The following is a 19514-nucleotide window of genomic DNA, read 5'->3' as shown; positions in this document are numbered from 1 at the left end:
CGCCCGATGTCGGGGCAAGGCGGCAACCACCCGCTTGATCGTTGATTTGAATGACAGATGGCTATGCAAGGGTCAATTCAAATGTCTAAATGGCCCCAGCGGCATTCAGCGGCAATAAAGGCGGTACATAAGATGAAAACTCTGACCATAGGGGTGATGGGGGTCCTCGGGCTTGGGGCCTGCGCCCCGCTGAACACTTATTACAAGGCGGGTGCCAGTGTTGCAGCCGTCCAGCGCCAGACGACAATCTGCGAGGTCGAAGCGCTCGACAAGGTGCCGCCCTCGACCCGTATCGTCCAAACGCCGCCGCGCTATATCCCTGCGCGCAGCGAATGCAACGCTGCGGGCACCTGTTACGTTGTGCCGGGGTTTTACGAGCCGGGGATGCTTTATACGGTCGATCCCAACGACGATTTGCGCAAAAGGGTCGAAGCCCAATGTATGGCCGACAAGGGGTTTGCCCCCGTGTCGATTCCGGCCTGCCCCGCATCTGTGGCGCAATCGGCCCCGCAACGGGCGACGACCACCCTGCCCCCGTTGAATGCGAAATCCTGTGTGATCCGCAACCCCGACGGCAGCTTTCAGATCGTCACCTTGGGTTAGCCTTCGACTTCGTCATCGACATGGGCGATGCGCGTACCGGACTTGGCCGAGGTCACGACACCAAGGCTTTTCAGCTTGCGGTGCAGCGCGGACCGTTCCATGCCGACAAAATTGGCGGTGCGGCTGATGTTGCCGCCAAAACGGTTGATCTGGGTCAGCAGGTATTCCCGCTCGAATGCTTCGCGGGCCTCGCGCAGCGGCAAGGTCGCCAAGGCACCGGATAGGACGACGCGACCGTCTTCCTCGGTGTTTTCGTCCTCTCCGGGCAATTCGCGCGCTTCGATCGGGCCGGTGCCATCGCCAAGGATCAGTACCCGTTCCACCAGATTTTTCAACTGACGCACATTGCCGGGCCAGACCATGGTTTGCAGCAAGGCCACCGCATCATCCGAGAACGCGCGCAAAGGCAAGCCCTGACTGCTGTTGAATTCGGCGATAAAGTGATCGGCCAGCACCGGAATATCCTCGCGGCGTTCCTCCAGGGACGGCACGGAAATCGGGACCACATTCAGGCGGTGAAACAGTTCTTCGCGGAAGGTTTCGGCCTTGATCGCGGCATCAAGGTCTTTGTTGGTGCTGGAAACCACACGCAGATCGACGCGCACCTTGTCATGCCCGCCCACGCGGGTGAATTGCTGGTCGACCAGCACCCGCAGGATTTTCGATTGTGTGCCAAGCGGCAGGTCTGCGACCTCGTCGAAAAAGATCACACCGCCATGGGCCTGTTCCAGCAATCCCGGCTCGATCCCGCGCTCAGCGCTTTCCACGCCGAACAGGACTTCTTCCATCCGGTCGGGGGCCACACTGGCGCAGTTGATCGTCACAAACGGTGCCGAAGCGCGGGCGGAATTGCTGTGAATATAGCGCGCGGCGATTTCCTTGCCGGCACCGGCGGGGCCGCGCAGCATGACGCGCCCGTTTGATTTGGTGACTTTGTCCAACTGGCCCATCAGGGTTTTGAACGCGGTCGAAGACCCGATCATTTTGGCATTCGTGACATCGCGCCGCTTGAGCGTCTGGTTTTCACGGCGCAAACGCGAGGTTTCCATCGCGCGGCGGATCACCACCAGCAACTGATCGATGTTGAACGGCTTTTCGATGAAATCATAGGCACCCTGCTTGATCGCGGCGACGGCGATTTCGATATTCCCGTGCCCCGAGATAATAACGACCGGCACATCAGGATTGTCACGCTTGACCGTCTTGAGGATATCAATCCCGTCCATCTGGCTGTCCTTCAACCAGATGTCCAAAATCATCAGCGCTGGCGGTTCCGCATTGATGGAGGCCATTGCCTCGTCCGAATTGCCCGCCAGCCGCGTGGCATAGCCTTCGTCCTCCAGAATGTCAGAAATCAGTTCGCGAATATCGCGTTCGTCGTCCACGATCAGGATGTCACTCATCTGGGGTCTCCAATTCGGTTGTCGGGGGTGTGCCACTAAGGGGCAATGTAATGATCGCCATAGCGCCAAAATGGGATTGGCCGTCGAAACAGGGGGCGTTTTCCAGCACCAGAGTGCCGCCATGTTCCTCGATTATCTTTTTCACGATGGGCAGGCCCAAGCCTGTGCCTTCGCTGCGGGTTGTTACATAGGGTTCAAATAGCCGCGCGCGGTCTTCTGGCAAGCCGATACCATTGTCAGCGATGGATATTTGAACTGTTGTGGGCTGCACGGTCAGGGTCACTTCGATGCGCGGATCAAGGTCATCTGGAGCGCCTTTTTGTTTCAGGCTTTCAATGGCTTCGCCTGCGTTCTTAATCAGGTTCATCAGGGCCTGTGACATCATCGTAGCATCCACGGGGGCCACGACCGGCCCCTCTGGCAGGGTCGCGACAATCGTCACGTCAGGCTGGCCGCTTTGTTGCAGCAACACCGCATCGCGCACCAGTTGCGCGACATCCTGCTCGGATGTTTCGGGCTCGGGCATCCGCGCGAATTTGGAAAACTCGTCAACGATACGGCGCAGGTCGCCGGTCTGGCGGATGATCACGCCGGTCAATTGCTCAAGCGCCTCTGCATCGTCGGGCAATTTGCGTGCGAATTTGCGCTGGATGCGCTCCGCGCTAAGCTGGATCGGCGTCAACGGGTTCTTGATCTCGTGGGCGATCCGGCGGGCCACGTCGCCCCATGCGGCCATCCGCTGGGCGCTGACCAGATCGGTCACGTCGTCAAAGGCCACAACATAGCCCTCAAGGCGCCCGTCCTCGCTGCGGCGGGTGCCCACGCGGACCAGCAGGTTCTCCATCTGGCCTTGCCGCGATACTTTGACCTCGCCTTGGGCGACTTCGCCATGGCCGGACACCACGGTGTTGAACAGCGGCCCGAATTCGGGCACCGCCACCGCAATCGCCAGCGATTGCTGATCTTCCTCCCAATCCAGCAAGCGCATCGCGGAGCGGTTCACAAAGGCCACGCGCCCTTCGGGATCAAGGCCCACAACCCCAGACGTGACTGAGCTGAGCACCGAGTCAAACAAGCGGCGCCGACGTTCGATCTGACGGGTATTGTCCAGCAGGGTCTCGCGCTGGCCCTTGAGCTGTTTGGTCATCTGGTTGAAGTACCGGCCCAGCATCGCGATTTCGTCATCGCCGTTTTCTTCGCGGACCTGCACCTCAAGATCGCCCGCGCCCACCTGTTGCGCGGCCACAGTCAGGCGGCCCACGGGGCCGGACAGACGTTCGGCAAACCACAGCCCCAACCAGACCGCCGCCAGAATAAGGATCAGCGCAAAGCCCACATAAAGCAGCCCGAATTCGAACAACAGCTTGCCGCGTTCGTTTTCAAGCTGTTGATACAGCCGCACGGTTTCCCTTGTGTCATCCAGCAGCGACAGGATTTCGCCATCGACGTCGCGGCTGACGTACAAGAACCGGTCCAGATAGGAGTCAAGCGGGACAAGGGCGCGGAATTCATTGTTGGGCCAGTCCTCGATGACCAGCGGGCGGCCTTCGTTTTCCTGGGCCTGCCTGATCTGCTCGGCATCCGGTGCCTCATAGTCGAACAGATAGGACCGGTCACCGCGCGCCCGAATTTGTGCCGTGCCATCAATCAGATAGGCCTCGCGCAGGCCGCGCTGGATCTGCAATTGTCCTTCGGCCAGCAGTTGGGAATCGGGGATGTTCACGCCTTGGGATCGGGCCGTGTCGATGCCCCGCGCCAAGGCAATGGCATCGGCAATCAGATCGTCGCGCTGTTCGGATTCATACGCCTGTGCCGCCGCCAGCGAATTGCCAACCACGCTGCGCACACGTTCCGAAAACCAACCCTCAAGCCCGACATTGATCGTCAGACCGGCAAAGACCGCGACACTGACCGTGGGGATCAGCGCCATCAGCGCAAACACACCGGTCAGCCGCAGATGCAGCCGCGAGCCTGCCGATTTCGCGCGGCGTGCCGCAATCAGGCGCGCGACCTGACTGAACACGAGCGCCGCAACCAGTAGGATATAGACAAGATCGGTAAGCAGGATCAGCCGCAAGCTGGGGGTGTTCGCCCCCTGCCCCAATGGCCCCAGCACCAGATAGGTGACAAGCGCCAGCACGGGACCCAAAACGACCAGCCCAATGGTTGCAACATTGCGATAACGCCGGACACGGCGCAAACGCTCAAGACGCAACAAATAATAACTGCGTGACCGGGTTAGCACCCGCAATCCTCACCGATGATGTGATGCAAGAATGCATCCACTGCCTATTAATGTGGTCCTGATCGGGCTGTGAGGCCCGATGGCCACGGTTATGTGGCTCTTTTACATCATTTTGCGACCGCGTGTCACCTCTATATCGAGGTCAGTGATCTTTTTTCTCAAGGTATTGCGGTTGATTCCCAGCAGATCGGCACATTTAGCCTGATTACCTGCGGTTGCGGAGAGGGCGATTTCAATCAACGGGGCCTCGATCTCGCGCAGGATACGCGCATAAAGCCCCGGAGGCGGCAACATCGACCCGTGCTGGTCAAAATACCGCTGCAGATGCCGTTCGACGGAGGCCCCCAGTTTTTCGGTATTTGCCTGTGCGCGCAACGGTTCGGGGTCGGGCTGCGCGCCCAAGACCTGTTCAGCCTCGATTTGGGTAATCTCCGGCGCGCGGCTGGTCAGGGCCAGTTGCCGCATCGCATGTTCCAACTGGCGCACGTTGCCGGGCCATTGGTAATTGGCAAAGACTTTGGCCGCCCCGTCGGACAGCGCCCGTGGCACGGTGTTCCCGGTTTCAGAGCGTTCCAGAAAATGCGCCGCCAGCAGGCTGATGTCTTCGACGCGGTCGCGCAAGGCAGGCACGTGCAAGGTTGCACCGGACAGGCGGTAATACAGATCGCGGCGCAGGGTGCCTGCCTTCATCGCGGCGGCCAGATCCGATTGACTGGTCGCCAGAAAACGCGGCGCATGTTCGCCGGGGGTATCCATCATCCGTGCAATGCGGGCCTGAATTTCTTCGGAGAAATCACCAATCTCGTCGATCAGCAGCGTACCACCGCGCACCCGTGCCAATACGCGGGCCGGTCCTTCGATGTCTTGCAACTCCGAGGAGGTGACGGTCACAAACGGCAGGTTGCGGCGGTCGGAAAAATCGTGGATCGCCTTGCCGATCAGGGATTTTCCGGTGCCGGATTCACCCCAGATCAACACCGGCAGATCGGTGTTCATCACCCGTGCAACCACACGGTACAGCGCCTGCATCACAGGGGTGCGGCCCACCAAGGGCAGGTCATCACGGTCGCCCGCATCATTGGTTTGCACCGCGCGACGTGGCGCGCCGTTGCGTTCAAGGGCGCGCGCCGTGCGTTTCATCAGATCGGGCAGATCAAACGGTTTGGGCAGATAATCATAGGCCTCGGCCTCGGCGGCCTTGATCGCCGTCATGATGGTGTTTTGCGCCGAGATCACGATAACCGGCAAACCGGGACGGTCCTTGGCGATCTTGGGCAGCATCTCAAGCCCGTTACCGTCGGGCATGACCACATCCGAAATCACCACATCGCCTTTGCCCTCGCCGACCCACCGCATCAGCGTGGTCAGGCTGGAGGTTGCGTGGACCTTGCAGCCCGCGCGGGTCAGCGCCTGCGTCAGAACCGTGCGGATTGTGCGGTCATCATCGGCGACCAGAACTGTGCCATCCATTTTTACGTCTCCTGTTCGGGTGCGAGGGCTTCCGACTGCGCCTTGTCGGCGCGCGGAAGGGAAATACGAAATACGGTTTTGCCGGGGGCGGAATTGACGGAAATCCAGCCGCCGTGGTCCGATATGATCTTGCTGACCAGCGCGAGCCCCAGCCCGGTGCCGTTTTCACGGCCCGACACAAAGGGTTCGAACACATCGTCCTGAATGGATTCGGGCAATCCAGGGCCGTCATCAATCACTTCGATCTGAAGCGGCAGGGATTGGCCGGACCCATCAGCGCGGCGCAGCCGGAAGGAATGTTCGTAAAAGCTGTGCAACCGGATGGTGCCGCCGGTATCGCCTGCCGCCTCGGAGGCGTTTTTGACAAGGTTCAGCACCACCTGAAGCAGTTGATCCTTGTCGCCCAAGGCCAAGGGCAACGACGGGTCATAATCTTCGATGATTTTCATGCGCGCGCCGAACCCCAGCAATGCCGACCGGCGGGCACGGTCCAGCACATCGTGCAGGTTCACGGCCTTCAATTCCGGCGGCATCAGGTTGCCGAACTGTTCGACCTGTTCCAGCAGTTTCACGATCCGGCGCGATTCCGCGACGATCAGATCGGTCAGTTCAAGGTCTTCGGCGTTCAGGTTCATGCTCAGCAATTGCGCGGCACCGGTGATCCCCGCCAGCGGGTTCTTGATCTCGTGGGCCAGCATTTCTGCCATGCCGATGGCGGATTTCGCGGCGGATTTGACCTGATTGTTCTGGCTCATCCGGCCCACCAGTTCGCGCGGGGTGATCATCAGCAACATATGGCCGGGCGATCCGTTCAACGGGGCCAGATGCAGATCGGACAAGGCGGGCGGGCGTTGGCCGCTGCCCACATCGACGTCATTCACAAACAAAGGCGTGTCGTTCTTGCGCGCGCGGGCAAAGGCTTCCTCGAGCGGGGCATTCACGGCGATCAGATCCCAGACGGGCGTATCTTTCGCCGTCTTGGCCGAGGTGTTCAGAAACCCTTCGGCTTCGGAGTTCAGATCGACGATCCGGTCATCCGGCCCGATCAGAACCGCAGGCACCGGAAGCGAGTTAAAGACATCACTAACGTCCATCATGCCGCTTCCATGACCGGATGCGCGACCATCGCATCGTTGATAAGCAGATGCACCGTTTTCGGGTCGGGTGCTGTCAGAACGGCGCGGCGCAGGTCACGGGGGGTGGCGCAGGTATCCATGTACCAACCCAGATGTTTGCGCGCGGCACGCAGGCCGATGGTGGTGCCGTAAAAGCGGATGATCTCTTCGTAGTGGTCGGCGACCATGCGGGTGAAATCGGCCCCTTGCGGCACAACCGGCGCAGGCGTCTGATACAGCTGATGCGCGATTTGCGCCAATATCCAGGGTTGCCCCTGCGATCCGCGCCCGACCATCACACCATCCGCGCCCGATTGATCCAAGGCCATCTGCGCGGTGTCACTGCCCACGATATCCCCGTTTGCGATCACCGGGATCGACACGGCGTTTTTGACGTTTGCAATGGCGGCCCAATCGGCGGCACCTTTGTAGAACTGGCAGCGGGTACGACCGTGAATGGTGATCATCGCGATGCCTGCGTTTTCCGCAGCTGCCGCGATTTGCGGTGCGTTCAGCATGGCGTCATCCCATCCCAGCCGGGTCTTCAGGGTCACCGGCACCGATACCGCATTGACCACTGCTTCGATCAGGGTCAGCGCATAGTCGGGCGTGCGCATCAGTGCAGAACCCGAATAGCCTTGGGTGACCTTTTTGGCAGGACAGCCCATGTTGATGTCGATCACCCGCGCGCCTTGGGCTTCTACCATGCGCGCGGCTTCGGCCAGCGGTGCGGCCTCGCGACCGGCAAGTTGCACGGCGGTGCCTTCGATCCCCAGACCCAGTTCGGCCTTTTCGCGGGTGCCGGGACGGGCGTTAATCATATCTTCTGAGGCCACCATTTCAGACACGACCAGACCTGCCCCGAACGAGGCAACCAGCGTCCGGTACGGCAGGTCCGTGATGCCGGCCATGGGTGCAAGTAAAACAGGCGGGCTGAGGGAAAAGGGCAGATCGGCAAGACCCAAAACGATTAATCCTTGTGCAGTTGCCTCGGGTGTATCGGCAGGCGTTGCAAAACTCAAGAAAACCGCCGCATATAAGGGGCATATATATCTTGATGTGCCTAATTATTAGGCATTGACGCCAAGAGATTGCACCGCAGGCCGGCTTTGCCTAAAACCGTGCTATCCCTTCAAGAGGCCGCCAATGTCATCACCGCCAAAAATTGCCGCTCTGATCGTCGCTGCGGGGCGTGGTACCCGCGCGGGCGGCCCTGTTCCCAAGCAATGGCAAGGCCTGTGTGGCAAGCGCGTAATCGACCACACCGTTGCCGCGTTCCAGCGTCACGGCGCGATTGATACGATAGTTATTGTTCTGAACGAAGCCGATATGGATCAGGCCGAGGGGTTCAAGGCCGAAGGATGCTTGATCGCTGTGGGCGGGGCCGACCGTGCGGGGTCTGTGCGCAGCGGACTGGCCCTGATTGGCCAGAGTGATCTGGTGTTGATCCATGACGCCGCGCGGCCCTGTGTGTCGAAAGCCGTGATTGATGGTGTTCTGACGGCGCTCAAGACCTGCCCGGCCGCGGCCCCCGGTCTGCCCGTGACCGATGCCCTGTGGCGTGCAGAGGATGGCGAAGTCGCCGGCACCCAAGACCGCACCGCCCTTTACGCAGCCCAAACCCCGCAAGGTTTTGTCACCGCCGCCATTCAGGCCGCCCATGCCACCTTTGACGGGGTCGCGGCGGATGATGTCGAAGTGGCGCGTGCGGCCGGAATCTCCGTTGCCATCACCCCCGGCAGCGCCGATAACCTGAAAATAACCCTGCCCGGCGATTTGACCCGCGCCGCCCGCATATTGGAGAGCCAGATGGACATTCGCACCGGCAACGGATTTGACGTACATGCCTTTGGACCCGGTGATCACGTGATGCTGTGCGGCGTGAAAATCGACCATGACCAAGGGCTTATGGGCCATTCTGACGCGGATGTCGGGATGCACACGGTGACTGACGCGATTTATGGGGCTTTGGCGATGGGCGATATCGGCCAGCATTTCCCGCCCTCTGATCCGCAATGGAAAGGTGCCGCGAGCCATATCTTTTTGACCCATGCCGCCGATCTGGCGCGGTCCAAGGGGTTCACCCTGACCCATGTCGATTGCACCTTGATCTGCGAATACCCAAAGGTCGGCCCCCATGCCGCCGCCATGCGCGATGTCATGGCCCTGTATCTGGGGATCGACGCCGACCGCGTATCGGTCAAGGCAACCACATCCGAGCGTCTGGGCTTTACCGGTCGCGGCGAAGGCATCGCCTGCATGGCCACAGCAACATTGGTGAAACTATGAAACTTGCAAAGCTGATCGGCACCGTTCTGGGCGTCGGATATATTCGCCCTGCCCCCGGCACCTGGGGGTCGCTGGTCGCCCTGCCATGGGCGTGGCTGTTGCATGTGATCGGCGGGTTCCCCTTGCTGGTGATCGGTATCCTCGTGGCCTTTGCCGCCGGTTGGTGGGCGACGGCAAAGATGACGGCTGGCAGCGATGACCACGACCCCTCCGAGATCGTGATCGACGAGGTCGCAGGCCAGTGGATCGCCCTGCTGCCGCTCAGTTATGCGGCGTGGTCGATGGGGTTGAATATCCTTGTGATGTGGCCGGGCTGGATTGCGGCCTTTGCGCTGTTTCGCCTGTTCGACATCTGGAAGCCGCTGCTGGTGGGCTGGGCTGACCGGCGCGGTGATGCGCTTGGCGTGATGCTGGATGATGTGATTGCGGGGGTCTTTGCACTGATCTGCGTGATTGCGCTGGCGGGGCTTTATCATGGGCTTCTCTGACGCGGCGATTTTGCTGGAACGCGCCCTTGCGCGCGGCATCATGATCACCAGCGCCGAAAGCTGCACCGGGGGCATGGTCGCTGCTGCATTGACCGATTTGCCCGGATCATCCGCCATGTTTGACCGCGGGTTTGTCACCTATACCAATGACGCCAAGATAGATTTGCTCGACGTGTCACCGGCAACCCTTGACCAGTTCGGGGCCGTGTCCGAACAGGTCGCGCGGGAAATGGCACTAGGTGCCTTGGCCCATTCAAAAGCCCAAATCGCCGTATCCATCACCGGAATCGCAGGGCCTGGCGGGTCTGAACACAAGCCTGAAGGGCGCGTGTGCTTTGGTCTGGCCACCGATGAAAACGTCGCGGTTGAGACGCTGGATTTTGGCCCGCTGGGGCGCGATAAGGTCCGTCTGGCCGCGCGCGACCACGCCTTGACCCTGCTTTTGGGCGCGGTTTCAAACTGATCAAAAAATAGGCTTAACGCCTTCTATGCAGCCTAAATTTAAGGCGCTTGCATAAATGCACGAATAAATGGCGGCTCTGCCTGCATTTTGACTTTCGCTGCGCCACCCCATCCGCTTTGCAGCCTTTCAACATACCGCAATGGGGGAAATTAACGATGAATGCTGCCGATACAGCCTGGATCATGACCGCGACGGCCTTGGTTCTGTTTATGACTTTGCCGGGGCTTGCCCTGTTTTACGGCGGCCTTGTGCGCAGCCGCAACGTGCTGAGCGTTTTCATGCATTGCTATGCCATCGCCTGTCTGATGAGCGTGCTTTGGTTTTTCGTCGGCTATTCCATCGCTTTCGGGTCCGGCACATCGGGTTTCTGGGGCGGCTTGGACAAGCTGGGCCTGAACGGCGTCACGGTCGACAGCCTGTCCGGCACCCTGCCCGAGATCTTGTTCTTTGCTTTCCAGATGACATTCGCGATCATCACGCCTGCGCTGATCGTCGGTGCCTATGTTGAGCGTGTCGGCTTTGGCTTTGTCATGCTGTTTTCGGGGCTGTGGATGTTGATCTGCTATGCGCCTGTTGTGCATTGGGTCTGGGGCGGCGGTTTTCTGGCCGACGGCGGTATCTTTGGCGATGTGGGCGTACGCGACTTCGCGGGCGGCATTGTGGTGCATGAAACCGCGGGTCTCGCGGCACTGATCATCGCCTTCTTTCTGGGGGCCCGCAAGAACAGCCACACACCGCCGCATAACCCCGGTTTTGTGATGATCGGTGCGGCGATGCTGTGGGTCGGTTGGTTCGGCTTTAACGGCGGCTCGCAACTGGCGGCGGATGGTGGTGCCGCAATGGCGATCACGGTCACGCATATTTCGGCCGCGACAGCGTCTCTGTCCTGGGCGCTGTGGGAACGTATCAAATTCGGCAAATCGTCGATGGTGGGTATCGTCACGGGTACAATTGCGGGTCTGGCATCCATCACCCCCGCGTCCGGTTTTGTCGGCCCATGGGAGGCGCTGATCATCGGTGCCGTGGCCGGTGTGATGTGTCAGGAAGCCGTTTTGCTGATCCGTAACAAAGCCAAGATCGACGATACGCTGGATGTCTTTGCCGTACACGGTGTGGGTGGTATCTTTGGCACGATCATGATCGCGGCCTTTGGCGCGGGCTCCTGGGCGGCGCAACTGGGGTCGCTGGCGATTGTTGGCATCTATACCACTGTGGTCACCGTCGCCTTGGTGTTCATCTGCAAAGCGATCACACCGCTGCGCGTGTCGGAAGAGGAAGAGACAACCGGCCTTGATCTGGCTGTGCACGGCGAGCGCGCCTATGATCTGACCAGCTAGGCCGGGATATATTGGAAGCGGCTCGATTGATTTCGAGCCTTGGCAATCCCTGAAAAAACGATGCTCTCGCATGTCACATGCGGGAGCATTTTTCGTCTCATACCGTGGTTTCCATGACGACACCCCGATTTCTTAATTTAGACAAATACACATGCGAATGAGGGCGAAAGCATATTTGCAAAATGGATGATCACTGTGCGCGACGGGATTCTCGAGGGGTTCGAACCCAAATTTAAATCCATTTCCAAGGATGCCGACCGGTACTTTGACGCTCTTGTCGCCTGTTCCGAAAGCGGCAGTATTCGAACGGATCAGGTCATTGCGCTCAGCGGGGCGGGCACCCTTTGGATCACCTATCAATATATCGACAACGGTTTTCTTGATCTGGTCGAGGCGGACATGATCCGCACTGTGACCAGCCGCGATTTCTTTGGCCCTTTGTTTGAAAACACAAGGTTGATACTGAACCGGCTGCTGCTTGTGTCAGAGCCGGACCGTGTGATCAAAATCTACCGCGCTGCCATCAAGCATCGCTTGAATGCGTTGAAATCCATCAGCGCAACCCGAAAGAAAGCCCAAAAACAACCCGATCGCATCCGCGCCGAGCAATGGGCAGATACGTATATTCCAGCGCTCGAAACAATGTTGCAGGACTATCGCGCGCTGCTGGTGCCGATCGATAAAACCGACCCTGAGCTGGCCGAATTCGATCAGATGTTTCAGCGGCTTGAAACGGCTTTTCGGACCTCGAACGGCTGATGTCGGTGTTGGTTAAGCCGTCGGCCCGTATAAATCCGCCGCGCGTTTTTCAAAGGCGCGTACCACGCGTTGCATCGCCTCGTTGAAAACCACGCCGATGATCTTTTGCAGCACCATGTTCTTGAACTCGAAATCGACAAAGAAATGGACCTTGCAGGTACCTTGCCCCGCGTCTTCGAAATGCCAGTTGGATTTCATGAACTTGAACGGCCCGTCCAGATATTCGGTGTCGATCTTTTTCGGTTCAGGCCACAGCACCACACGGCTGGTGAACCTTTCGCGGAACACCTTGAAACTGATCACCAGATCGGCATCCATCACCTCGTGATCGCCTTTGTCCGTGCGGCTTTTGATGCGCGCGGCGGCGGTCCAGGGCAGAAATTCGGGGTAAGACGCCACATCGGCCACCAGATCATACATCTGTTGGGCGGTGTAGGGCAGTTCGCGGGTCTCTGAATGGGTAGGCATTGATTTCCATCTGTCATGTAGTTAGCCCTTATGAAATCTTAAACGCCCCCTTTTCAAGGTCAAACCCATGCCAACGCGTCCTTATGTCATCGATGAAATGATCTCGGCCAAGGCGATTGCTGCGCGGATCGAAGCGTTGTGCCGTGAAATCCAGACCGAATTCGAAGGCACCAGCAAGCTGACCGTGGTCGGGCTGCTGCGCGGATCGTTTGTGTTTATCGCCGATCTGGTGCGCGAACTGGACCTGCCGATCGAGGTGGATTTTCTGGAAGCGTCCAGCTATGGCGACGGCATGGAAAGCAGCAGAGAAGTACGTATTCTCAAGGACTTGCGCGGCGCTATCGAAGCGCGTGACGTGCTGGTTGTCGAAGATATCGTCGATACGGGCCACACGTTGCACCACGTGCGCAACCTGCTTTTGTCGCGCGAACCGGCGCGGCTGAAAACCATTGCATTGCTGGACAAACCCAGCCGCCGCGAGGTCGACATGAAGGCCGATTGGATCGGCTTTGAAATACCGGATGAATTTGTTGTGGGCTATGGCATTGATTTCGCACAGCGCAACCGCAACCTGCCCTTTATCGGCAAGGTCCGCTTCACATCATGAACATTGTCTGGCTCATGCGGATGAAACGCTGGGCGCAAAACCCGCCGTCGCCCCGGCGGGTTAAGTTTGTGTTTGCAATCATTCTGGTCGCGGCGATCATCTTTGGTCTGGAATACGCCGGCTATTGGCCCGAGTGGTTAACAGCCGAACGTATGGGCCGCAGGTTCTAACCTAGCTTTTTGCCAGCTTGGCCTGACGCGCGGCCCGCAGGCGCGCGAAATCATCCCCCGCGTGATAGCTGGACCGGGTGAGCGGTGTCGCCGAAACCATCAAGAATCCCTTGCCGAATGCCGCCTTTTCATAGGATGCGAATTCATCAGGATGCACGAAACGGTCCACGCGGTGATGTTTGGGCGTGGGTTGCAGATATTGCCCGATGGTCAGGAAATCGATGTCGGCGGCGCGCATGTCTTCCATGACCTGAATGACCGATTGGCGGTCTTCGCCCAAGCCGACCATGATGCCGGATTTGGTGAACATCGACGGGTCCAGTTCCTTGACCCGCTGCAACAGACGCAAGCTGTGGAAGTACCGCGCGCCGGGGCGGACTTCGGGGTACAGGCCCGGCACGGTTTCGAGGTTGTGGTTAAACACGTCAGGCCGCGCCTCGACGACGATTTCCAGCACCTTCGGATCGCAGCGGATGAAATCCGGCGTCAGAATCTCGATCGTGGTGTCGGGCGACCTCTTGCGAATGGCGCGAATGGTCTGCGCGAAATGTTCGGCACCGCCGTCCGCAATGTCGTCGCGGTCAACCGAAGTGATCACAACGTGGTTCAGCCCCAGTTTGGCCACCGCATCTGCAACGCGGCCCGGTTCGAACACGTCCAGATCCTCGGGCGGCTTGCCGGTGGCGATGTTGCAGAAGGTGCAGGCGCGGGTACAGACTTCGCCCATGATCATCATGGTGGCGTGGCCCTGCGACCAACATTCGCCCACATTGGGGCAACCGGCTTCCTCGCAAACTGTGACCAGCTTGTTTTCACGCATAATTTTTGCCGTATCTGCGTAACCTTGGCCCCCTGGTGCCTTGACGCGAATCCAGCTTGGTTTTTTCGGCTGCGGATTATCGGGGCGTTTGGCTTTTTCAGGGTGGCGCTGTTCGGGGATTTTAAGGTCGCGCATGGTCTGGCTCCGTATGTCGGTTCGCGGGCAATGTAGTCGTTTCACCCGCCACAGGAAAGAGGCAGCGGGCGCATGGCTGGTTTTCGAAAAATGGGGGGATTTTTGGCCCGAGGATCAGAAAGATGTTCTCATTTTTCAACTATTTAAAAAAATGTTAATTTTCCCTTCGCCTGTTGCGGGTATCCACCCTAAGGTTGCACTCGTTTTTAACGCTATACCAAGAGGAAAACTAAATGTCCGCACCCAACGGAATCCAAGACGTCTGTATCATCGGCTCAGGCCCTGCCGGTCTTCAGGCTGCCTATTATTTCGCGAAAAAGGGGGTGTCATTTACCGTCCTTGAGCGGTCGGACAAGATCAGCGCGTTTTTGCGTAACTTCCCGCGCCATCGTCAGTTTATCTCGATCAACAAGGTGCATACGGGCCTCAGCAACCCTGAAACCCGTCTGCGCCATGACTGGAATTCGCTGCTGAACGACGAAGGGCTTCTGTTCAAGGACTGGAGCCGCAAGTATTTCCCAAGTGCCGATGATTTCACCAGCTATGCCGAAACCTTTGCCAAACCGCTGGCAGATCACATCGTTTGCAACGCCGATGTTCAAAAAATCGAAAAAGCCGCTGACGGCTTTGTGATCAGCTGTGCCGACGGGTCCACGCACCGCGCGGCAAATGTGATTGTGGCCACCGGCGTCAGCCAGGCCTGGGATCCGGGTATCAAAGGGTTTGAACTGGCGGCAAATTATACCGAATTCGACCCGACCCCCGAGCTTTACGAAAACAAGCGGGTGCTGATTCTGGGCAAAGGCAACTCTGCCTTCGAGACCGCCGATTCGCTGTTGGAACATGCGGCCAGCATCCACGTGATGAGCCCCAACCCGATCAAGTTCGCATGGCAGACGCATTTTGTCGGCAACCTGCGCGCGGTGAACAATAATTTCCTCGATACATATCAGCTGAAATCCCAAAATGCGGTGATTGATGCCAAGGCGACCGAGATCACCAAAGAAAACGGCGTCTATACCGTGCGGGCGCAAATGACGGCAGCCGAAGGGCACGAAATCGTGCTGACCTATGACCATGTCATCGCCTGCACAGGGTTCCAGTTCGACAATTCGATCTTTGCCGAAGACATCCAGCCCGCCCTGCGCCACTTCGATAAATTCCCCGTCATGACCGGCGAATGGGAAAGCGAGAATGTCAAAGGCCTGTTCTTTGCGGGCACGATTATGCAGTCTTGCGACTATAAAAAGACCATGTCGGGCTTTATCCACGGCTTCCGGCACAACGTCAAAAGCCTTGCGGAACTGATCACGGTGCGGGTCCACGGCACCGCCTATCCCACCGTGACGACCCCCCTGTCAGCACCCGAACTGGGCAATGCGATCATCGACCGGATCAGCACGGCGTCGGGTATTTTCCTGCAACCGGGTTTCATGGCCGATGTGATTTTGCTGGACGGACCACAGGCTGGTAAAACCTATCAGGACATCCCCGTATCCTGGACGAAAGACGCCCCCTTTACCACGGGTTCGTTCTTGCAGGTCACGCTGGAATATGGCGATTTTGGCAGCGATTCCCTGCATGTGAAACGTCAGAACAACGTGTTTGGCAAAGAACCCGATGCGTTCATCCATCCGGTGGTCCGCTTGGTGACGGATGGCAAAGTCGTGGATCAGATGCATATGGCCGATCACCTGGATGCCGATTGGCGCCCGCGTGATGCGCGCGGTGGCGACCAGGGCACCGTTTTGCAGATGACCTTTGCCGATGCGGGCGGCACCGTTGATCCCGCCGATGTCGCACGCCAGCAGCTTGATGCGTTCTTGCTTCGGGACGGGATCGGCCAGTTCGCACACGCGACAGCGGCTGAATGAAAAAGGGGCGCGGCGGTTGAACGCCGCGCCCAGCCCCTTGCGCCGGTCAACCGATCATCGCGCTTCCGGGCCCCAATGTTTCATCGTAATGCTTGCGCAGCCGCATCAACGCGATCCGTAGCACGATCTTGCCCGACCGCGCCGACCAGCCAAGCCGCTTTTCGGTGGTCTCCAACCCCTCCAGGTAACAGCAGCAGCGCAACACCACATCCGACAGCCCCGGACCCAGATCGGCCAGGGCCGACCCGACCCGTGCCCGCGCCGCAGAGGGCGCGCTGCCGGTAAAGCTGCCCGCAGGCGCGTCACCGCCGGGGGTTAGAAACCGGTCCCAGTTCTGCGTGGTTTTTTCGCCCATTTGGGCCAGCTCGAAATCCTCGCGCAGGCGTTCACCGGCTTGCACCAAGCGGTCAGACAGAAAATTCGTTCCGTCCTTGTCACGGCGGCGCGCCAAAGCCGCCAAAGGGCTTTCGGCAAGGGTATAGCGGGCGCGGCGCGATGATTGCGGGCGCGCGCATATGTCGTCCTGGGTGGCAAAATCGGCTTGCGCATCCGCAAACCCCAGCGGTCCGCGCGGCTGTTCCTGCTGCAACATCTGTTCCAGCGCGGTGCGCCCCGCGGCCGTGATGAAATACCGCGTAATCCGCCCGCTGCCGGTGGTGGCAATCCACCCTTTAAGCGCCATCGCCTGTGCAATCGGTCGGTCAACCACTGCGGTGCGGGTGCTTGACCCGCCTGCCCCGTCGCGCACCACGACGGCCTTTTCCATCTCGGCTGCCACCGCCAGCATCGCGCCGGTTTCACACATCCGGCGCAAGATCCGGCGCGCTTCGGACATCAGGGTTTCATCATCGGGCATTTGAGGGTCCTCGGGCTGGGTCATCTTTGGCCTTTCTGTGTTCCTTGGGGACGTGCGGCGGCTCACGCGGCCCAGTGTTTCCAAAGCATCATCAATCAACGGATCGTCCCGCCGGGTCTCCAGCTTTCGGATCTGGCGCAGGATGGTTGATGCATGGCAATCGGCGGAGCGTGCCAAGGCGCGGATCGGGCGGCCCTGCTCCACATGCGACAGATAATGTCGTGCGTCGCGGGGGACCCATGCCGGTATGTCTGATCCGGCGGAATGTGCCGCCGGGCGAGTGGTTGAAAGCCCTGTCATATTGCTTGTCCCTTTTTGTCAGTTACTAAAGTTGTCCACAGACTTATCCACACAACCTAAAGATGCATTAGTTACGTGTTTGTTAAAATCACGCCGTCGAAACCATGATTGTTTCCAAATGGTAAACAGTCGTAACCGGCCCGCGCGGCCAGACCACCGGCTGCGCAACAGATCGAAATTTCATGTGATGGTTCGGGGGTTCCGGCCCGCGTCACGGGACGATTTCAAACCTCAAGGATCTGAAAACATGCAAGATATCATCTCAAGACTGAACGCCCTGCACCGCCCGTCCCTGCTGATGCGGGCGGCGCGCATTGGCGCAGAAAGCTATCGCAGGGCCAGCCATTTGCGGCGTCTTCTGGGGTGCAGCACCCCCCCGCGCAGCGGTCCGGCCTTGATGCACCTGATCGAGATCGAGGCAGAACTGAACGCCCAAAGAAAAATGGCGGACGCAAGCTATTGCCTGGTCCGCCATGTTGATGTGGTCAGCGCCATGATCGGCGAAGCCCGCGTGCTGCGGTCCTCGGAAGATCCGATTACATAAAGCTGTCCGGCTCTGCCGCTTTGCGTTCTGCAACAAACGCATCCAATGCCTCGCGGATTGCGGGGTCCATGGGGGGCTGAACATAGTCTCCCAACAGTTTCTCAACCCGTGCCGACGCCAGGGCTTGGGTGTCGCGCGATCCCTCGTCCTGCCAGGTCTCGAACGGCTTGTAGTCCAGCAGATCGGATTTCCAGAACGCCGACTTAAAGTTCGCCTGCGTATGGGCACAGCCCAGATAGTGGCCGCCGGGGCCCACTTCGCGAATGGCATCCAACGCTTGGGCGTCCTCGTCCATCTGGATGCCTTGCGCCAGATGATGCAACGCACCCAACTGGTCCGCATCCATCACGAATTTCTCGAAGGAACTCACCAACCCGCCCTCAAGCCAGCCACAGGCATGCAACATAAAGTTCACGCCAGACAGCAGGCCCATGTTCAGGCTGTTTGCGGTCTCGTAGGCGGCCTGCGCATCAGGCAGTTTCGACCCGCAGAACGATCCCGCAGACCGGAACGGCAGTTTCATCCGCCGCGCCAACTGCCCCGCGCCATAGGTAATATGCGACGCTTCCGGCGTGCCAAAGGTCGGCGCACCCGAATTCATGTCGATCGACGTCACAAATGCCCCGAAAATCACCGGTGCTCCTTTGCGGACCAACTGGCTATAGGCGATGCCCGCCATCACTTCGGCCAACACTTGCGTCAAGGTACCGGCCACTGACACAGGTGCCATCGCACCGCCCACGATAAAGGGCGAAATGATCGCAGCCTGGTTGTTTTCGGCAAATACCTTCAACGCGCCCATCATCACATCGTCGAATGTCATGGGAGAGTTGATGTTGATCAGCGATGTCATCACCGTGTTTTGCTGCACGAAATCAGCGCCAAACAGGATGTTGCACATATCAACCGAATCCTGCGCGCGGCTCGGCTCGGTCACAGAGCCCATGAACGGCTTGTCGCTCAGGGTCATGTGGGCGTGCAACATATCCAGATGGCGCTTGTTCACCGGCACGTCGGTCGGCTCGCACACGGTGCCGCCAGAATGGTGCAACCACTTGGACATATAGCCCAGCTTCACGAATTTGTTGAAATCATCCATGGTGGCATAGCGACGGCCCCCCGCAGCATCGCGCACAAAGGGCGGTCCATAAACCGGTGCCAACACCAGATTGCGGCCGCCGATTACGACATTGCGGTCAGGGTTGCGGGCATGCTGGGTATATTCAGACGGTGCCGTCTTGCACAATTCACGCGCCAGACCCCGCGGGATACGCACACGGTCGCCAGTCACAGTTGCCCCCGCCGCACGCCACAATTCCAACGCTTCGGGGTTGTCAGGGAAGTTAACGCCGATTTCTTCCAGAATGATATCGGCGTTGCGCTCGATGATCTCTAACGATTCGTCGTTCAATATCTCGAAATTCGGAATATTGCGCTCGATATACTTTGCAGTCTCAAAGGATACGGCCGACCGCTCCGCGCGCCGCGCTGCTCCGCCGCCGCCACGCCCACGTCTTGCTGATTCCGCCATGTGATGTTCCTTTTCGCCAAATCTTTCGCCTAGCTAC

The 19514-nt window shown here is 59.1% G+C and carries 19 protein-coding genes; 10 read left to right on the top strand and 9 right to left on the bottom strand.

The window, feature by feature from the left end:
- The first annotated feature begins 132 nt into the window (after window positions 1-132).
- Window positions 133-603 (top strand): hypothetical protein, encoded by a 471-nt coding sequence (locus ACSQ13_RS06500; RefSeq protein ID WP_176249868.1) that lies wholly within the window; start codon window positions 133-135, stop codon window positions 601-603.
- Here ACSQ13_RS06500 and ntrX read toward each other — a convergent pair.
- The 5 genes from ntrX to dusB all read right to left on the bottom strand — a co-directional run bounded on the left by ntrX (window position 600) and on the right by dusB (window position 7801).
- Window positions 600-2006: a nitrogen assimilation response regulator NtrX gene (ntrX, locus tag ACSQ13_RS06495; protein WP_176249869.1), complete on the bottom strand. Its 1407-nt coding sequence runs from the start codon at window positions 2004-2006 to the stop codon at window positions 600-602. The genes ACSQ13_RS06500 and ntrX overlap by 4 nt on opposite strands.
- Window positions 1999-4221 carry a sensor histidine kinase NtrY-like gene (locus tag ACSQ13_RS06490; protein WP_295508939.1) on the bottom strand — a complete coding sequence of 741 codons (2223 nt, stop codon included), beginning with the start codon at window positions 4219-4221 and terminating at the stop codon, window positions 1999-2001. Before ACSQ13_RS06490 ends, ntrX begins: the two co-directional genes overlap by 8 nt.
- A gap of 132 nt (window positions 4222-4353) precedes the next feature.
- Complete coding sequence (locus ACSQ13_RS06485; RefSeq protein ID WP_176249870.1) at window positions 4354-5721, bottom strand: response regulator; 1368 nt, start codon at window positions 5719-5721, stop codon at window positions 4354-4356.
- A gap of 2 nt (window positions 5722-5723) precedes the next feature.
- Window positions 5724-6818 (bottom strand): two-component system sensor histidine kinase NtrB, encoded by a 1095-nt coding sequence (locus tag ACSQ13_RS06480; RefSeq protein WP_176249871.1) that lies wholly within the window; start codon window positions 6816-6818, stop codon window positions 5724-5726.
- The gene (gene dusB / locus ACSQ13_RS06475; protein WP_295508941.1) at window positions 6815-7801 is read right to left on the bottom strand and encodes a tRNA dihydrouridine synthase DusB; all 987 of its coding nucleotides are present in this window, start codon (window positions 7799-7801) and stop codon (window positions 6815-6817) included. The genes ACSQ13_RS06480 and dusB overlap by 4 nt, the downstream gene beginning before the upstream one ends.
- 181 nt (window positions 7802-7982) lie before the next feature.
- Between dusB and ACSQ13_RS06470 the strand changes: the two genes are divergently transcribed.
- The 5 genes from ACSQ13_RS06470 (at window position 7983) to ACSQ13_RS06450 (ending at window position 12172) form a co-directional block, all read left to right on the top strand.
- Complete coding sequence (locus tag ACSQ13_RS06470; RefSeq protein WP_176249872.1) at window positions 7983-9125, top strand: bifunctional 2-C-methyl-D-erythritol 4-phosphate cytidylyltransferase/2-C-methyl-D-erythritol 2,4-cyclodiphosphate synthase; 1143 nt, start codon at window positions 7983-7985, stop codon at window positions 9123-9125.
- On the top strand, window positions 9122-9613 hold the full coding sequence (locus ACSQ13_RS06465) for a phosphatidylglycerophosphatase A family protein (protein WP_176249873.1): 492 nt from the start codon (window positions 9122-9124) through the stop codon (window positions 9611-9613). Before ACSQ13_RS06470 ends, ACSQ13_RS06465 begins: the two co-directional genes overlap by 4 nt.
- Window positions 9600-10076 (top strand): CinA family protein, encoded by a 477-nt coding sequence (locus ACSQ13_RS06460; RefSeq protein WP_176249874.1) that lies wholly within the window; start codon window positions 9600-9602, stop codon window positions 10074-10076. Before ACSQ13_RS06465 ends, ACSQ13_RS06460 begins: the two co-directional genes overlap by 14 nt.
- 155 nt (window positions 10077-10231) lie before the next feature.
- Complete coding sequence (locus tag ACSQ13_RS06455) at window positions 10232-11413, top strand: ammonium transporter (RefSeq protein ID WP_295508481.1); 1182 nt, start codon at window positions 10232-10234, stop codon at window positions 11411-11413.
- A 195-nt stretch (window positions 11414-11608) separates the two neighbouring features.
- The gene (locus tag ACSQ13_RS06450; protein WP_295508483.1) at window positions 11609-12172 is read left to right on the top strand and encodes a hypothetical protein; all 564 of its coding nucleotides are present in this window, start codon (window positions 11609-11611) and stop codon (window positions 12170-12172) included.
- Between the two features lie 12 nt (window positions 12173-12184).
- On the opposite strand, the gene ACSQ13_RS06445 is transcribed toward ACSQ13_RS06450, so the two are convergent.
- Window positions 12185-12640 carry a type II toxin-antitoxin system RatA family toxin gene (locus ACSQ13_RS06445; RefSeq protein ID WP_176249877.1) on the bottom strand — a complete coding sequence of 152 codons (456 nt, stop codon included), beginning with the start codon at window positions 12638-12640 and terminating at the stop codon, window positions 12185-12187.
- Window positions 12641-12707: 67 nt separating this feature from the next.
- Between ACSQ13_RS06445 and hpt the strand changes: the two genes are divergently transcribed.
- Window positions 12708-13247 carry a hypoxanthine phosphoribosyltransferase gene (hpt, locus tag ACSQ13_RS06440; RefSeq protein ID WP_176249878.1) on the top strand — a complete coding sequence of 180 codons (540 nt, stop codon included), beginning with the start codon at window positions 12708-12710 and terminating at the stop codon, window positions 13245-13247.
- Window positions 13244-13417 carry a hypothetical protein gene (locus ACSQ13_RS06435; RefSeq protein ID WP_176249879.1) on the top strand — a complete coding sequence of 58 codons (174 nt, stop codon included), beginning with the start codon at window positions 13244-13246 and terminating at the stop codon, window positions 13415-13417. Before hpt ends, ACSQ13_RS06435 begins: the two co-directional genes overlap by 4 nt.
- Before the next feature lies 1 nt (window position 13418).
- On the opposite strand, the gene lipA is transcribed toward ACSQ13_RS06435, so the two are convergent.
- Entirely contained in the window at window positions 13419-14372 is a 954-nt protein-coding gene (lipA, locus tag ACSQ13_RS06430; RefSeq protein WP_176249880.1) for a lipoyl synthase, read from the bottom strand.
- Between the two features lie 233 nt (window positions 14373-14605).
- On the opposite strand from lipA, the gene ACSQ13_RS06425 reads away from it, so the two are divergent.
- A complete protein-coding gene (locus ACSQ13_RS06425) occupies window positions 14606-16246 on the top strand; it encodes an NAD(P)-binding domain-containing protein (RefSeq protein ID WP_295508488.1) in 1641 nt (546 codons plus the stop codon).
- A 46-nt stretch (window positions 16247-16292) separates the two neighbouring features.
- Here ACSQ13_RS06425 and ACSQ13_RS06420 read toward each other — a convergent pair whose 3' ends face one another.
- The gene (locus ACSQ13_RS06420) at window positions 16293-17402 is read right to left on the bottom strand and encodes a DUF6456 domain-containing protein (RefSeq protein ID WP_176249882.1); all 1110 of its coding nucleotides are present in this window, start codon (window positions 17400-17402) and stop codon (window positions 16293-16295) included.
- 247 nt (window positions 17403-17649) lie between these two features.
- On the opposite strand from ACSQ13_RS06420, the gene ACSQ13_RS06415 reads away from it, so the two are divergent.
- Complete coding sequence (locus tag ACSQ13_RS06415) at window positions 17650-17946, top strand: DUF6477 family protein (protein ID WP_176249883.1); 297 nt, start codon at window positions 17650-17652, stop codon at window positions 17944-17946.
- Here ACSQ13_RS06415 and ACSQ13_RS06410 read toward each other — a convergent pair.
- Complete coding sequence (locus tag ACSQ13_RS06410) at window positions 17939-19477, bottom strand: trimethylamine methyltransferase family protein (RefSeq protein ID WP_295508491.1); 1539 nt, start codon at window positions 19475-19477, stop codon at window positions 17939-17941. The genes ACSQ13_RS06415 and ACSQ13_RS06410 overlap by 8 nt on opposite strands.
- Between the last annotated feature and the right edge of the window lie 37 nt (window positions 19478-19514).

The organism is Sulfitobacter sp. SH22 (assembly GCF_965641905.1).
GTDB lineage: Bacteria > Pseudomonadota > Alphaproteobacteria > Rhodobacterales > Rhodobacteraceae > Sulfitobacter.
The sequence above is the reverse complement of the archived record's forward strand: the minus strand, read 5'-3'. Positions and strand labels throughout refer to the sequence as shown.

Bases quoted from the DNA above. Each gene is read 5' to 3' on its own strand.
- lipA (WP_176249880.1), bottom strand. From the start codon at position 14,372: ATGCGCGACCTTAAAATCCCCGAACAGCGCCACCCTGAAAAAGCCAAA.
- ACSQ13_RS06445 (WP_176249877.1), bottom strand. From the start codon at position 12,640: ATGCCTACCCATTCAGAGACCCGCGAACTGCCCTACACCGCCCAACAG.
- ACSQ13_RS06480 (WP_176249871.1), bottom strand. From the start codon at position 6,818: ATGATGGACGTTAGTGATGTCTTTAACTCGCTTCCGGTGCCTGCGGTT.
- ACSQ13_RS06415 (WP_176249883.1), top strand. From the start codon at position 17,650: ATGCAAGATATCATCTCAAGACTGAACGCCCTGCACCGCCCGTCCCTG.
- ACSQ13_RS06410 (WP_295508491.1), bottom strand. From the start codon at position 19,477: ATGGCGGAATCAGCAAGACGTGGGCGTGGCGGCGGCGGAGCAGCGCGG.
- ACSQ13_RS06470 (WP_176249872.1), top strand. From the start codon at position 7,983: ATGTCATCACCGCCAAAAATTGCCGCTCTGATCGTCGCTGCGGGGCGT.
- ACSQ13_RS06465 (WP_176249873.1), top strand. From the start codon at position 9,122: ATGAAACTTGCAAAGCTGATCGGCACCGTTCTGGGCGTCGGATATATT.
- ACSQ13_RS06435 (WP_176249879.1), top strand. From the start codon at position 13,244: ATGAACATTGTCTGGCTCATGCGGATGAAACGCTGGGCGCAAAACCCG.
- ACSQ13_RS06420 (WP_176249882.1), bottom strand. From the start codon at position 17,402: ATGACAGGGCTTTCAACCACTCGCCCGGCGGCACATTCCGCCGGATCA.
- ACSQ13_RS06460 (WP_176249874.1), top strand. From the start codon at position 9,600: ATGGGCTTCTCTGACGCGGCGATTTTGCTGGAACGCGCCCTTGCGCGC.
- ACSQ13_RS06485 (WP_176249870.1), bottom strand. From the start codon at position 5,721: ATGGATGGCACAGTTCTGGTCGCCGATGATGACCGCACAATCCGCACG.
- ACSQ13_RS06455 (WP_295508481.1), top strand. From the start codon at position 10,232: ATGAATGCTGCCGATACAGCCTGGATCATGACCGCGACGGCCTTGGTT.
- ACSQ13_RS06500 (WP_176249868.1), top strand. From the start codon at position 133: ATGAAAACTCTGACCATAGGGGTGATGGGGGTCCTCGGGCTTGGGGCC.
- ACSQ13_RS06425 (WP_295508488.1), top strand. From the start codon at position 14,606: ATGTCCGCACCCAACGGAATCCAAGACGTCTGTATCATCGGCTCAGGC.
- ntrX (WP_176249869.1), bottom strand. From the start codon at position 2,006: ATGAGTGACATCCTGATCGTGGACGACGAACGCGATATTCGCGAACTG.
- hpt (WP_176249878.1), top strand. From the start codon at position 12,708: ATGCCAACGCGTCCTTATGTCATCGATGAAATGATCTCGGCCAAGGCG.